The organism is Sorangium sp. So ce281 (genome assembly GCF_051527395.1).
Lineage (GTDB): Bacteria > Myxococcota_A > Polyangia > Polyangiales > Polyangiaceae > Sorangium > Sorangium cellulosum_B.
In genome coordinates this window covers 1,570,526-1,584,973 of the sequence record NZ_CP150322.1, presented here as the reverse complement: position 1 = coordinate 1,584,973, position 14,448 = coordinate 1,570,526, and the positions used below count along the sequence as shown (strand labels likewise).

Annotated in this window: 10 protein-coding genes; 2 read left to right on the top strand and 8 right to left on the bottom strand. The window is 72.6% G+C overall.

The annotated features are described in order from the left end of the window. Positions 1-804, bottom strand: coding sequence for a phosphate/phosphite/phosphonate ABC transporter substrate-binding protein (locus tag WMF27_RS05910; RefSeq protein ID WP_437761226.1), 804 nt, complete (start codon positions 802-804; stop codon positions 1-3). A gap of 182 nt (positions 805-986) precedes the next feature. Between WMF27_RS05910 and WMF27_RS05905 the strand changes: the two genes are divergently transcribed. Then, complete coding sequence (locus WMF27_RS05905) at positions 987-4,424, top strand: POTRA domain-containing protein (RefSeq protein ID WP_437761227.1); 3,438 nt, start codon at positions 987-989, stop codon at positions 4,422-4,424. 66 nt (positions 4,425-4,490) lie between these two features. After that, positions 4,491-5,612, top strand: a complete 1,122-nt coding sequence (locus WMF27_RS05900; protein WP_437761228.1) for a hypothetical protein — start codon at positions 4,491-4,493, stop codon at positions 5,610-5,612. A 106-nt stretch (positions 5,613-5,718) separates the two neighbouring features. Here WMF27_RS05900 and trpA read toward each other — a convergent pair whose 3' ends face one another. The 7 genes from trpA to WMF27_RS05865 form a co-directional block, all read right to left on the bottom strand. Next, positions 5,719-6,543: a tryptophan synthase subunit alpha gene (gene trpA, locus WMF27_RS05895; protein ID WP_437761229.1), complete on the bottom strand. Its 825-nt coding sequence runs from the start codon at positions 6,541-6,543 to the stop codon at positions 5,719-5,721. Further along, positions 6,540-7,733, bottom strand: coding sequence for a tryptophan synthase subunit beta (trpB, locus tag WMF27_RS05890; RefSeq protein WP_437761230.1), 1,194 nt, complete (start codon positions 7,731-7,733; stop codon positions 6,540-6,542). The genes trpA and trpB overlap by 4 nt, the downstream gene beginning before the upstream one ends. A gap of 50 nt (positions 7,734-7,783) precedes the next feature. Continuing rightward, a complete protein-coding gene (gene trpCF, locus WMF27_RS05885; RefSeq protein WP_437761231.1) occupies positions 7,784-9,259 on the bottom strand; it encodes a bifunctional indole-3-glycerol-phosphate synthase TrpC/phosphoribosylanthranilate isomerase TrpF in 1,476 nt (491 codons plus the stop codon). Continuing rightward, positions 9,252-10,295, bottom strand: a complete 1,044-nt coding sequence (gene trpD / locus WMF27_RS05880; protein ID WP_437769895.1) for an anthranilate phosphoribosyltransferase — start codon at positions 10,293-10,295, stop codon at positions 9,252-9,254. The genes trpCF and trpD overlap by 8 nt, the downstream gene beginning before the upstream one ends. Positions 10,296-10,798: 503 nt before the next feature. Next, positions 10,799-11,704, bottom strand: coding sequence for a hypothetical protein (locus tag WMF27_RS05875; RefSeq protein ID WP_437761232.1), 906 nt, complete (start codon positions 11,702-11,704; stop codon positions 10,799-10,801). Continuing rightward, positions 11,701-13,728, bottom strand: coding sequence for a redoxin domain-containing protein (locus tag WMF27_RS05870; RefSeq protein ID WP_437761233.1), 2,028 nt, complete (start codon positions 13,726-13,728; stop codon positions 11,701-11,703). The genes WMF27_RS05875 and WMF27_RS05870 overlap by 4 nt, the downstream gene beginning before the upstream one ends. Before the next feature lie 189 nt (positions 13,729-13,917). Continuing rightward, on the bottom strand, positions 13,918-14,211 hold the full coding sequence (locus WMF27_RS05865; protein WP_437761234.1) for a Uma2 family endonuclease: 294 nt from the start codon (positions 14,209-14,211) through the stop codon (positions 13,918-13,920). Between the last annotated feature and the right edge of the window lie 237 nt (positions 14,212-14,448).

Sequence of the window (14,448 nt, the reverse complement as noted above, 5' to 3'; positions counted from 1 at the left end):
TCAGGTGGCCGCGGCGAGCGCCGCGTCGAGGGCGCCGTACCGGTCGTCGCGGCCGGAGACCCACTGCCTGTGGCCCATGAGCTCGAAGATGCGCCGGTGCTTCGGGTTCTTCCAGGTCATGCCGAGCAGCGCGCGCTGGAACGCCTCGGCCTTCGCCTCGGGCAGCGCCGGCAGCGCGTCGAACATCGCGAAATCGTAGGCCGGCGTGGTCCAGAGGACGTCGACCCGGCGGAGGTCGATGTGGCCGTTCGCCTGCTCGGCGAGCCACACCGCGTCCCCGACCGCCGCCGCCTGCGCCTTGCCCTCGTGCAGCGCCGCGAGCGCCTGGACCTCGCTCGTCGCGGTGTCCCCGTGCTTACCGACGTCCACCTCGAACGGCACGAGCTGGATCTTCTCCACGGCCACGCCCGCCTGCCGGAGGAAGTGGAGCGGCAGGATGCGCGCGTGCGCCGAGTCGACGCTCCCGACAGCGAGCGCCTTGCCCTCCAGATCGCTGAGCGCCCCGACGGCGGCGTCGCGGCGGACGAGCAGCTTGCTGTGGAAGTCGCGATCGACCTCGCGCATCGCGAGCGAGCGGGACCGGCCCTCGGTCTGCCGCTTCACCCGCACGTGCGCGACGGCGCTGTTCCAGGCGACGTCGATGTGCCCGCGGATCAGCGACTCGACCTGGCGCTCGTACGTAGAGAACAGCGCGAAATCAATCAGGATTCCATGTTCGCGGAAGTGCTCGCGCAGGCTCTCCCACAGCGTCACCACCTTGGCGTCATGCGCCACGGCGCCGACGAGCATCGCCAGGTCCTTCATCCAGTGCCTCGCACGGGCGGCGACGCTAGCACGAGCTCTGCCCGCCGAGAGCCCCACGTCTCGCACATCGAGGCCTCGCGGGCGGCCTCTTGCCCATCCAGCGCCCAACCGGGCTACGCTGCGTCCGTCGTGCACGCCGGCGCCGGTTCATTTCCGCTTCGTCCCCCGGCGCTCCGCGCCTGATGGCTCGCTTCCGTTCCACCCTCATTCCCCTTCTGCTCGGCTTTTTGCCGCTCGGCGCGATCGCCGTCCCGGCGCACGCCGCCCCGCCCCCCGCACGTCCGGCTCCAGCCAGCCTCAACCCCGGTCAGGCCAACCTCAATCCCGGTCAGGCCAACCTCAACCCCGGTCAGGCCAGCCTCAACCCGGTCGACGCTGTCGACCCTGCGGCACGGGCCGTGCCTTCGGGCGAGGCCGGCACCCAGGCCACCGACGTGCCGTCGCTCGGCCAGCCGCTGGCCCTGGGAGAGCTCGTCGGCAAGCCGATCGTCCGCATCGATGTCACCGCGCAGGGCGACCGATGGCAGATCGTGTCGCCGGTCACGAGCGTCGAGCTCGGCGAGCCGCTCAGCCCCGACGCCGCGCGCCGCGCCATGCGCGAGCTGCTCGCCTCCGGCAACTTCGCCCGCGCGTCGGCCGAGGCGTACGCCGTGCCGGACGGCGCCGCGCTCCGGATCGTCGTCGTCCCCCGCAGGAGCATCGCCACCGTCCAGATCACCGGCGGCGCGCTCGACCGGCAGGACACCCTCGAGGCCGCCGGCATCGCCGAGGGCGGCGAGCTCACCACGGCCACGCTGGCCGAGATCAGCCCCCGCATCCGCGCGTTCTACGCGCTTCACGGCTACCCCGCGGCCGCCGTCACGATCCGCGCCGTCGACACCGACGAGCCCTCCCAGGTCGTCCTCGCCCTCGACATCGAGGCCGGCGCGCCACGCGTGGTCTCCGAGCGCGTCTTCGTCGTGGCGCCGCGCGCGGACCGGGAGCTCGGCTCGCTCAAGCAGAGCTACGGCCTCGGCGTCGGCGCCCGCGTCGACGAGCCCGCCCTCGCCGAGGCCGACCGCGAGATGGCCGAGCTGCTCCGCCGGAGCGGCTTTCACGACGCCGAGGTCTCCCACCGCGTGCTCGCGGTCGGCCCGCACAACTACCTCTACGTCTACCTCGAGCCCGGCGCGCGCATCGTCCCCGTCTTCGACGGCAACCGCGCCTTCGACGACGACGCCCTCGAGGCCGCGCTCGATCTCGGCGAGACGACCGAGACCAAGACGAACGATCTCACCGATCGGCTCCGCGCGTTCTACGTCGAGCGCGGCTTCCTCGACGCCGAGGTCACCCCGTCGCTCGGCGGCAAGCCCGACGATGCGGTCCGTTACCTGACGTTCACCGTCCGCGAGCACGAGCAGGTGAGGGTCACGAAGCGCGTCTTCCCCTGCCTCACGGGCGACCTCGGCCCGGACGACCTCGGCCGCGAGATCGAGAGCTTCCTCGAGGAGGACCTGCCCGGCGCCGACGCCTTCTCGATGCCCGACCCGCGAGGCATCTCGGACCTCTTCGGCCCGACCCGCGGCGCCGGCGGCCGGGCCAGGCCGGTCGAGCTCATCCCCTCGATGACGTACGCGCAGGAGACCTACGAGCGCGCCCTCAAGCACCTTCGCGATCTCTACTTCAGCAAGGGCTACCTGAACGCCGTCGTCGGCCCGGTCTCCGTGCTCCGCGCCACCTGCTCGCGCCGCTCCCCGCCGGGCGCCTGCATCCCCGAGCCGGTCGCCGAGCGCGTCACGGCCCAGTGCCTCACCGACGCGCAAGGGCTGCCCCTCCCCGAGCCGCCCGTCCCCGCCGCCCTCACGTGCCGCCCCGACGCCGCCCGGCGCATCGCGTGCTCCCCCGAGGTGACGCTCCGCATTCCGGTCCATCCCGGCCCGCAGACCCAGCTCTACGATCTCGCCTTCGAGGGGAACAAGGGCTTCTGCGGCCAGGCCGGCCTGAGCGAGCGCGACCGCGCCTTCTGCGCCGAGGCGCGGCCGTTCAGCGAGCGCTGGCTCAGCGACCTCGTCGATCTGAAGGTCGGACAGCCCCTCTCGACGCTCGCGCTCGACGCCGCGCGGCTGCGCATCATGGATGCTTACCGCGACCTGGGCTACGCGTTCGCCGAGGTCCGCACGGCCATCGAGCCCTCGCCCGACCGCACGCGCGCCCGCGCGCGGTTCATCGTCTCGGAGCGAGATCGGGTGTTCGTCACCGGCATCGTCGTCAAGGGCGCCGTCCGGACCGACGAGCAGCTGATCCTCCGCCGCGTGCTGCTCCGCGAGGGCGCGCCGTTCCGCCAGTCGCAGGCCCGCCTGAGCGAGGAGCGCATCGCCGCGCTCGGCCCCTTCTCCAGCGTGTCGATATCGCTCGAGGATCCCGACGTCCCGCAGAAGAACAAGCGGGTCGTCATCCACGTGGTCGAGCAGCTGCCGCAGTACCTCAACCCGCAGATCGGGTTCTCGACCGGCGAGGGCGCGCGCGTCGCCTTCGAGTACGGACACCGCAACATCGGCGGCCTCGCCATCGGCCTCACGATGGGCGTCCATCTCAGCTACCTCTTCGAGTTCATGATCGTCGACAAGGCGGCGAGCCGCCACTACGAGGATCTCCAGATCGACGACCAGCTGGAGCGCCGCATCGCGGTCTCGGTCACGCTCCCGGACATCGGCCTCGGCCCGCTCGTCGGCATGTCGCTCGCGGGCATCAACGTGCGCGACAACCAGCTGGATTTCGGCGTCACGAAGACGGCGATCATCCCCGCGATCACCTACCGCCCGCGGCGCGCCGTGACGACGCAGCTCGCCCTGTCGACCGAGCTGAACAAAGTCGGATTCTTCCCGGGCGCCGTCGGCGCCGACAAGCGGGATATCCTCGACCAGCTGCGCATGCCCGAGGGCGAGACGATCGCCCTGGCGCAGCGGATCGACGCGTCCTGGGACACGCGGGACACCCCCTTCGCCGCGACCCGGGGCTTCCTCCTCTCCGGCGGCGTCGAGCACGTCGACGCCTTCGACGCCTTCGCGTCGGTCCGGGCCCAATCGAGCTTCCCCGAGAGCCATTTCCTGCGATTCACGGGCCGCGTGTCGGGCTATATCCCCCTCGCGCCGCGGTCGCGGCTCACCCTCGCCCTGAGCCTGTCCGGAGGGTACATTCAGCCGCTCGTGGCCGAGAGCGGGACGTACCCGGATCGCCTCTTCTTCCTCGGCGGCGTCGACTCGCTCCGTTCCCATCTGGCCGAGTCGCTGTATCCTGAGGACGGGCTCGAGGAGGCGAGAAAGGCGCTGGGCGGAGACGCCGAGGTATCGACCGACGATATCCCGCGCGGCGGGACGGTGATGGTGAACCCCCGCGCCGAGCTGCGCATTCCGCTGACGGATCTGCTCCAGCTCGGGCTCTTCCTCGACGCGGGCAACCTCTGGATCAAGGCGAAGAACGTCAACCTCGATCCGCGGCTCTTGCGCTACGGGCTCGGCGCCGGCCTGCGGGTGAACACGCCCATCGGCCCCCTCGCCTTCGACTACGGCTTCAACCTGGATCCGCGCGACGAGCTGGATGAGATCGACGGTGCACTCCACTTCTCCGTGGGGCTCTTTTGACAGGCGGCCTCGCGCGCGACGCGCGCGAGGCCGCTCCCAACGCATGATGATAACGAGGCTCCCCTGATGAACCGTTCACTCCGCATGTGTGCTTTGCTCGCCCTGACATCGACCCTCACGATCGCCGGCTGCGGCGACGACGAGAACGCCGCGCCGAGCAGCGCGGCGAGCACGTCCGGCGCCGGCGCGTCCGGCGGGCACGGTGGGCACGGTGGGGCCGGCGGATCGGCGGGCAGCGGCGGAGCGGGCGGGCAAGGCGGCTCGACGAGCAGCGGCTCGGCGGGCGGCGGAGATGCCACGGGCGGCGGCGGAGCGGGCGGGCAAGGCGGCTCGACGAGCAGCGCCTCGGCTGGCGGCGGAGAGGCCACGGGCGGCGGCGGAGCGGGCGGGCAAGGCGGCTCGGCGAGCAGCGCCTCGGCTGGCGGCGGAGCAGCGGGTGGCGGCGATGCCACGGGCGGCGGCGGAGCGGGCGGGCAAGGCGGCTCGGCGAGCAGCGCCTCGGCTGGCGGCGGAGCAGCGGGTGGCGGCGATGCCACGGGCGGCGGCGGAGCGGGCGGGCAAGGCGCCTCGACGAGCAGCGCCTCGACGAGCAGCGCCTCGACGAGCAGCGCCTCGACAAGCAGCGCCTCGGCGGGCGGCGGCTCAGCGAGCAGCGCTTCGACGGGCGGCGGCGACGCCGCCGGCGGCGGTGGAGAGGGCGGGGCGTCGGCGTGCGGCGATCTGACGTGTGATGCCGGCGAGACGTGCGATTCGTGCGCCGCCGACTGCGGCGTGTGCCCGCCGGTCTGCGGTGACGGCACATGCGAGCCCGACAGGGAGAACTGCCAGGCGTGCGCCACCGACTGCGGCGTGTGCCCGCCGGCCGAGTGCAGCCACGACCTCTGCGAGGAAGGAGCGCCCCTCCTCATGGGCTGCGACCCGTGCGTGACCGCGCTGTGCGCGGAGGACCCGGCGTGCTGCATGAGCAGGTGGGACACCCACTGCGTCGCTGGCCTCACCGCCGCCTGCGGGCGGGCCTGCGGGTGCGCCCACGACCTCTGCGAGGAAGGCGCGCCCCTCGACGCGACCTGCAACAGCTGCGTCGAGACCGTGTGCGGAGAGCACGGAGACAGCTTCTGCTGCTCGCTCGGGTGGGACGAGAGCTGCATCGCGCTCTCGGGGATACTCTGCGGCGTCACGTGCCGGTGAGCTCGGCTCGCCGCCCGAAAGGCGAACCACGCATGGCGCGGTAGCGACGGCGCTCCGCCGTGAAGCTGACCGGCTCCGCGGGTGGAACGCCATCCGGCCGGCGCGCTCAGCGCGCCGTCGCCGCCTTCATCTCGCGCACGAAGCTCGCGACGGCGCGCGCGGCCGCCTCGGGATCGCCGAGGTTCGCCGCCACCCGCTGCACGACCGCGGACCCGCTGACCACGCCGAACGCCCCGGCGGCGAGGGCGTCGCGCACGTGCTCGGGCTTCGAGATGCCGAACCCCAGGATCGCGGGCGGCGCGCCGAACCGGCGCAGCGTCTCCAAGAGCGCCCCGTGGCCCAGGCGCAGCTGCTCGTCCGCCCCCGTCACGCCCTTGCGCGTCACGCAGTACGTGTACGCGCTGCACCGCTCCGCGAGCCGCTGCAGCGTGGCCTCCGAGGCGTTCAGCGGCGCGATCAGCACCGGCGCCACCCCCGCGGCGCGCGCCGCCGCCACGTACGGATCCGACTCCCTCACCGGCACGTCGGCGACGAGCACGCTGTCGACCCCGGCCGCGGCCGCCGACGCGTAGAAGCCCGCCAGATCGCGGTGCTTCACGAGGTTCGCGTACGTCAGGATGCCGATCGGCACCTCCGGCGCCTCCGCCCGGAACCGCGCCAGGAGCTCGATGCAGTCGCCCGGCTTCACGCCGGCCTCGAGCGCCCGCACGGCGGCGGCCTGGATCGTCGGGCCGTCCGCGATCGGATCCGAGAACGGGATCCCGACCTCGATCGCGTCCGCGCCGCCCTCCACCGCCGCGCGCAGCAGCCGCGCGCTCGTGGCGAGGTCCGGATCCCCCAGCATCAGGAAGGGGATGAACGCCCCCTCGCCGCGCTGCCGCAGCCGCTCGAATGCGCGATCGTAGCGCGTCGTCACCGTCTCCCGACTCATGTCGACCTCCCGGGATCGAGCAGCCTCTGCGCCTGCTCCATGTCCTTGTCTCCGCGGCCCGACAGGTTCACGACGAGCACCGTCTCGCGCCCTGCCTGCGCCGCCTCCGCCACCATCTTCAGCGCGTGCGCGATCGCGTGCGCCGATTCGAACGCCGGGATGATGCCCTCGCTGCGCGAGAGCCGCTGGAACGCGTCGAGCGCCTCGTCGTCCGTCGCCGCGACGTACGTCGCCCGGCCCGACGTCATGAGGTGCGCGTGCTCCGGCCCGACGCCGGGGTAGTCGAGCCCCGCCGAGACCGAGTGCGTCTCGGCGACCTGTCCGTGCTCGTCCTGGAGGATGTAGGTCTCCGACCCGTGCAGCACCCCCGGGCGGCCCTTGAGGAGCGTCGCCCCGTGCTTGTCGGTCGACAGGCCGTGGCCGGCGGGCTCCACGCCGACGAGCGCCACGCCCTTGTCCGGGATGAACTCGGAGAAGATCCCCATGGCGTTGCTGCCGCCGCCCACGCACGCGACCACCGCGTCGGGCAGGCGCCCCTCGGCCTCCAGGATCTGGGCGCGCGCCTCGCGGCCGATCACCCACTGGAAATCGCGCACGATCGTGGGGAACGGGTGGGGCCCGGCGACCGTCCCGATCAGGTAATGCGTGTCCTCGTAGCTCTCGGTCCAGTAGCGCAGCGCCTCGTTGAGCGCGTCCTTCAGCGTCTGCGAGCCCGAGGTCACGGGCACCACCTCGGCCCCCATGAGGCGCATCCGGAAGACGTTGAGCCGCTGCCGCTCGACGTCCTTCGCGCCCATGTAGATGCGCGTGGGCATGCCGAGCAGGGCCCCGATCATGGCGGTCGCGACGCCGTGCTGGCCGGCCCCGGTCTCGGCGATGAGCCGCCGCTTGCCCATGCGCCGCGCGAGCAGCCCCTGGCCGAGCGCCTGGTTCGTCTTGTGCGCGCCGCCGTGGAGCAGGTCCTCGCGCTTGAGGTACAGCTTCACGCGCGGGTCGCCGGTCAGGTTGCGGCACAGGGTGAGCGGCGTCGGTCGCCCCGCGTAGGTCGTCAGCAAGGCGTCGAACTCCGCCGCGAACGACGGATCGCCGCGCGCCTCCAGGTACGCGCGCTCGAGCTGCTCGAGCGCGGGCACGAGGATCTCCGGGACATAGGCGCCGCCAAAGGCGCCGAAGCGGCCGCTTTGCTGCATGGTGATTGCCTCGATCGTCGGTTGTGCGTTGTGGGTCGTGAGAGCTGCCGTCAGGGGGAGGCGCGGTCCGACGGGGCCGCGGGGTCACGGTCGTGGCGCGACGGGCCGCGCGCGCCGTCGAACAGGCGCACGAGCAGGTCGGCGCACTTCTCGCCGGGCGCGCGCTCGACGCCCGACGCCACGTCGAGCCCCCACGTCCCGACCCGGCGCGCCGCGGCGATGTTGTCCGGGTTCAGCCCGCCCGCGAGCAGGCTCCGGGCGCGCGCCGGGTGGCCGTCGATCGCGCTCCAGGCGAACGTCCGCCCCGTGCCTCCCCGCGCCTCCGCCGTGCGCGTGTCGAAGACCAGCCGATCGGCGCTGCGCTCGACCTCCGCGCCCGCGCCGCCGTCGCCCGCCTCGCCCGCCGCGCCGGCGGCCTCCCCGGACGGCGCCATCGGGACCGCCTTCCAGACCTCGCACCCCTCGGGGAGCGCGCGCCGCAGCGCCTCGACGAACGCGGCGTCCTCGTCGCCGTGGAGCTGCACGGCGCGCAGCCCGATCGCCCGCGCCGTATCCGCGACGAAGTCCACGGATTGATTGAGGAAAACGCCGACGAAGGGCAGCCCCGCGGCCGTGGCGACCAGGATCTCGGCCTGCTCGCGCGTCACCCGCCGCGGCGAGGTCTCGGCGAAGACGAGGCCGCCGAAGCGGGCCCCGAGCCGCTCCGCCTCGCGCGCGTCCCCGGGCCGGGTCAGGCCGCAGATCTTCACCCTGCCGGTCACCAGCGCGCGCGCGGCGTCCGCGATGTCGGGGCTGCGCATGAGCGACGTGCCGACGAGGAACCCGTCCACCGAGGGCGCGAGCCGCTCCACGTGGGCGCGCGACTCGACGCCCGACTCCGCGATGACGATGCGATCGCGCGGCACGCGCGGGGCGAGCCGCTCCGAGACGGCGAGATCGACCTTGAGCGTCTTGAGATCGCGGTTGTTGATGCCGATCACGGGCGCGGGCAGCGCGAGCGCGCGCGCGAGCTCCGCCTCGTCGTGGGCCTCGACGAGGCAGTCCATGCCGAGCGCCTCGGCGGCGCCCAGGCACAGGAGCGCGGTCGCGTCGTCCAGCACCGACAGCATGAGCAGGATCGCGTCCGCGCCGTTCGCCCGCGCCTCGATCACCTGGTAGGGCGCCACGACGAAGTCCTTGCAGAGGATCGGGACGTCCACGACCGCGCGCACGGCCTGGAGGATCTCGAAGCTGCCCTGGAAGAAGGGCTCGTCGGTCAGCACGCTCACCGCGTCGGCGACGCCGTAGTACGCGGCGGCGACGGCGTGCGGGTCGAAATCCGGCCGGATGAGGCCCTCGGACGGAGAGGCCTTCTTGCACTCCAGGACGAACCGCGCGCCCGGCGCGGAGAGCGCGCGCCGGAGGCTGCGCGAGGTGGGCGGCGCGCTCGCCCGGAGGCTGGCGAGCGGGGTCCGCCGCTCGCGCTCCGCCACGTCCGCCCGCTTCCGCTCCACGATGCGCGCGAGCACATTGCCCTGCTCAGCCATGTTTCGCCTCCTTCCGCGCTTCCTGGGCCCCGTCCCGGCTCAGCGCCACGAAGCGCGTGAGCCGCTCCGCCGCGCGCCCGGAGCCCAGCGCGTCGAGCGCCAGGGCCGTCCCCTCCCGCAGCCCCTCGGCGCGCCCGGCGATCCAGAGCAGCGCGCCGGCGTTGATCGCCACGGCATCGCGGTGCGCGGGCGCGCCGCGCCCGGCGAGCAGGTCGCGGAGCCACGCCGCGTTCGCCGCCGGGCCGGCGCCCCGGAGCGCCTCGATCGGCGCCGGCGCGACGCCCGCGTCGGCCGGGTCGATCGTGAGCTCCTCGACGACCCCGTCGCGGAGCCGGGCCGCGCGCGTCGGGGCGTGCAGGGCGACCTCGTCGAGCCCGCCGCCGTGGACGACGAGCGCGGCCTGGCACCCGAGCATGCCGAGCGTGCGCGCGGCGTCGGTGACGAGCGCCGGATCGTAGATGCCCATCACCTGGATCGGCGGCGCGCTCGGGTTCACGAGGGGGCCGAGCAGGTTCATGATCGTGCGCACCTTGAGGGCGCGGCGCACGGGCATCGCGTGGCGGAGCCCGGCGTGGTACTGCGGCGCGAAGAGGAAGCAGAAGCCGACCTCATCGAGGGCGCGGCGCGAGACCTCGGCCGGCGGGTCGAGCCGGGCGCCGAGCGCCTCGAGCGCGTCGGCGGAGCCGCACTGGGAGGAGACCGAGCGGTTGCCGTGCTTGGCGACCGGCAGGCCCGCTTCGGCCGCGACGAAGGCGACGGCCGTCGACACGTTCACGGTGGACTGCCCGTCTCCGCCGGTGCCGCAGCAGTCGGCATAGGCATACGCCGGCCGCGCGAACGGCACCGACATCCCCCGGAGCGCGCGCGCCGCGCCCGCGATCTCGGCGGGGGTCTCGCCCTTCGCCTTGAGCGCCACGAACAGCGCGGAGAGCTCGATCTCCGTCAGCGCCCCGGCGATCAGGTCGCGGAACAGCGCCTCGGTCTGCTCCGCGGAGAGGTCGACGCCGGCGCAGAGCGCATCGATGACTGCATGCATCATGGTTCTCTCCTCATGTTCACGGCTGTTCTGGCAGACACGGATCCTCGGGACTCGGGCGTCGGGCTGCGGCGCACTGCATAGCGGACAAAAGCGAAAAGGCCCACCGTTGTTCCGGCGGGCCCTCTTTCTTCTTTCCTTCAGGTCGTCCTCCCCGCAGGGAGGCGCGTTACCCGTGGTAAGGGCCCGCCTTGGTAGAGCACCAGCGCCACCAGCGCAGCCCTGCCACGCACGAACCCACCTCGACGGCCGAGCACGACGCGCCGCCGAGGACGAAGGCCTCGGAACAGCGGCGAGCGCAGGACGCGGGGAGCGCGCGGGGCATGCGGGGAACATAGCTTGCGGGCGCGACGAGCGTCAAGCGGGTTCCGCGCGCGCCTCGAGCCGCCCCATCACATCGGCACATCGGTCATGTGGCCGACGGGATAGAAGGCGCGGAAGATCGCATAAAAGAGATCGTTGGGTGGCTGGCTCGAGGAGAAGCCCGGGAGAGCGCACACGCATTACCTGGAGATCACGAGCCAGGTCAGCTCGTCGATCCCGGAGCCGGGCGACGTCCTGATGACCGAGCCGTCTGCCTCACCGGCAACCGGCGCCGAGAGCTTGCCGTCGTACTCGCTCAGGGTCCGGAATCTCACGGGCGTCCCTGGCGCCAGGTCCGAGGGGGCCTGGACCCCGACGGGCGAGTCGCTGATCGTCGCGAACGGGTAAAGCGCGTAGACCGCCACGATCTCCTCCCCGCCGAGATCGGGGAGCGGTGGCACGCGCTCCGGCGGGATCTTCCGGGCCGCGATGTCGTGGAGGGCCTCGCCGAGCGGCGTCGCGAGCGCGGCGCGGTTCACGGTGAGCTGGAGGCCATCGCCGACCTCGAGCACCTGCGGATCGTCGCTGTTCGGCCCGAGGACGGCGCCCGCGGGCAGGTGCGGCACGAAGAGCGATCCCGCGTCGACGGTGACCGCGTCCGTGAAGCGCAGCGGGAACATGGTCGTTCCCCGGCGCGGCGTCGTCCCCGCGTCCTCCATCGACTTCACCACGAAGTCGACCGGCGGCTCCGCGTCGCAGCGAAAGGTGAAGCGGCCATCCGCCCTCGATCGGTCCGAGTAGCAGACCGCGGTATTGCAAAACAGCACGGTGGCTCCGCCGATGGGCTGTCCCGCCTCGTCCGCGAGCACGCCGGTCACGCCCGGACCCGCCGGCGCGCCGCCTGCGCCGGAGCCGCCCGTCGCTGCGCCGCCGCCTCCGGTCGCTGCGCCGCCGCCAGCGTCGCCACCGCCGCTGGTCGCTGCGCCGCCGCCTCCGGTCGCTGCGCCGCCGCCGGCGTCGCCACCGCCGCTGGTCGCTGCGCCGCCGCCTCCGTCGCAACCGGACGCAATCAGCGCGACCATCAGGAGCAGGGCGCGCTTCATCATTCGGCCAGCGCCTGCTCGATGACCGCCGTCATGGCGTCGGGGTCGTACTCGTGGCTGGCGTACCGGACGATGCCGTCCTTGCCGACGATCACGTCGACCGGGAACGGGTTGGGGCCGGGGAAATTGGACGTCACGGCGGCGTAGGTGCTCGCGGTCTCCTCGAGCCCGACCGGGAAGCTGACCTTGATGTTGTCGCAATACGCCTGCACCTGGCCGATCTGATCGACCGGCTCCCTCGGGTTGAGGGCGACGATCTGCAGGCCTTGGTCCTTGTACTTCAGCCAGAACCGCTCCTCGGTGTCCGGCAGGTGGTTGGCGCAGACCGGACAGAAGGTGGCAAAGTAGGTGAGCAGAAGCACGCCCCCTGCCGACTCCTCCGAGGTCCATGTCGTGCCGTCCAGCATCGTGCCCGTGGTCGCGGGCAGGGGCGCCCCGACGCTCACGCCGGGCGCGTTTCCGACGAGGTAGCTCTTCCGCACCGGGGCCGCGGGGTCGTCCGAGGCGATGTGGAGATAGCCGATCTCCTGGTCCGTCGCCGAGGCGAGGTACGTCACGTTGAGCTCGATCGTCTCGCCGGGCGCGATCCGGGCCTGGCGCGGCTCGACGCTGAACGCGGAGCCGCTGACCCAGCTGTCCACCAGGGTGAGCGGCGCCGTCCCCTGGTTCGTGACCTCGAGCGGGAGCGTCTTCGTGTCCCCGGCCGCGACCGGGCCGAAATCGATCCGCGCAGCGGATTCCGGGAGACGGATGTTGGGGGCGAGGCGGTCCGGCTCGAGTCGGTAGGAATACGGGTTCTCCCAGGTGCCGATGAACACGTCCTGACCCCGGGCGGCGACGCCGAAGGTGCGCATCGTGGGGAGCTCGCGATCCGGATCGTCGTACTCGAACGCCCTCGGGATGCGCACGGCCGCGATGAAGGTCGGGGCGGCGGGCGTGGACACGTCGTACACGCGCACGTCGTTCCACGCGGCGACGAAGAGGCGGCGCTCGGAGGTTGCCAGGCGGAGCGGGGTCCCGGGCATCTCGGCGCGACCGACAACGACCGGGCGCGTGAGGTCGGAGATGTCGACGACGGCGACGCCCGCAGAGCCCGCTGCCACATAAGCGAAGTCGCCGTCCACGACGACGCCCTTCGCCTGGCCGCCGGTCGCCACGCGCCCGAGCTCCACCGGCGCCGTCGGGTCCGTCGCGTCGACCGTGACGAGCCCGTCCACGCCGTCGGCGACGAAGACATGGTTGTCGCGCGCCGCGACCCCCCACGCATTGGTGAATCCACCCAGGCTGCCGACCCGCGTGAACCCGACCTCGCCGTCGTAGCGGTAGACGCCGAGGCCATCTCCGTGCAGCCCCACGAAGATGTTGTGGTTCGCGACGTCGACCCCCTCGTAGCTGATCCCCTCCTCCTGCAGGACGGGCAGCTGCACCGGGGCCTCGGGATCGCTGATGTCCCAGCCGCTCAGGAAGGCCGGGTTCCGGATGTTGCCGAGGTGGGCGGTGAAGACGAGATCGCCGTCCCACGCGAGGTGCTTGCAGCCCGGCGTGCGGGTATCGCCGGGGATGGTGTGCTTGAGCCCCCCCGCGAGCACCTCCATGCCGGCGGGGTCCTCCGCATCGATGACGTTGAATGTGTAGCTGCAATTGAGGAGCAAGTCATCGTCGCGGACGCGGACCTCATCCGTGTGGCTCCCGACCTCGTGCAAGCTCTGGAGCTGCACCAGCGGGCTCAGGAAATGCCCGGGCTGGAGCGCGGTCGGGACGCATTCCCCGTCGACGTCCTCGGTGCCCTCGCCGCAGGCGACACCGGGGCTCGTCGCCGAAGGCACGCACGCGCCGTCGACATCCTCGGTGCCCTCGCCGCAGACGACACCGGGGCTCGTCGCCGAAGGCACACACACGCCGTCGGCTGCCTTCGTGCCTGGACCGCACGACAGCCCGGTCTCGCTCACCCCATCGTCGTCTCCGCAGGCGGACAAGGCGAGCAAGATCAGCGCGGAGACGGAAGCACGGCGTCGCAGCAGCGTCATGAAGAGCTCCTTGGAGGGGAGGAAGGACAGGGCGGCCGATGAAGCAAGGGCAGCGTCTTTGCGACGATACAAGTCGTCGGGGGGGCCTGAGCAAGGAGAACCGGGGTCGCGGCGGCGCCGGCGCACATCTCCGACGGTGTCCGCGTTGCGCCGTCCGGACCAGGCGGGGTCGAGGCCGGGGGCGCCGCTCTACGCCTCGTCCGGATCGTCCCCGAAGAGCGCCCCGACGGACCACGTGATCGCGTCGAATGGCTCTGCCCTGACGCGCTCGCCCCGCTCTGCCGTGAGCACGTTCAGATACCCGTCATCCATCCAGCGATGCACGGTGAGCACCTCGTTCATTGGATCCACGATCCAGCAATGCGGCACCTTGCACCGGTGATACGTGCGCATCTTCTTCACAAGATCGTTGCGCGTGTTGCGCGTGTTCGAGACGCTCAGCACCTCGCAAACCCAGTCGGGCCTCAGCGCGGGGAGCGACACGGCTCCGCCATCGTGCCGTACCCGCGCGGAGCCCGCCAGCGGGCACGTGCCAGGCGCCGCGCGGGCCCCGGCGCACCCATGCCAGCCATCTTGCCGGCTTCGCGTGCCGCAGCCTCGACGCCGAGCGCGTCGCTTCCGGGTTGCCGGCCGCCGGCGCCCCCGGCTCGTCCGCTCCCGCAGGATACTTTGCGGCCCGGTACACCGATGGTAGGCCCCGTTCTCCAGGGCGCACGTCCT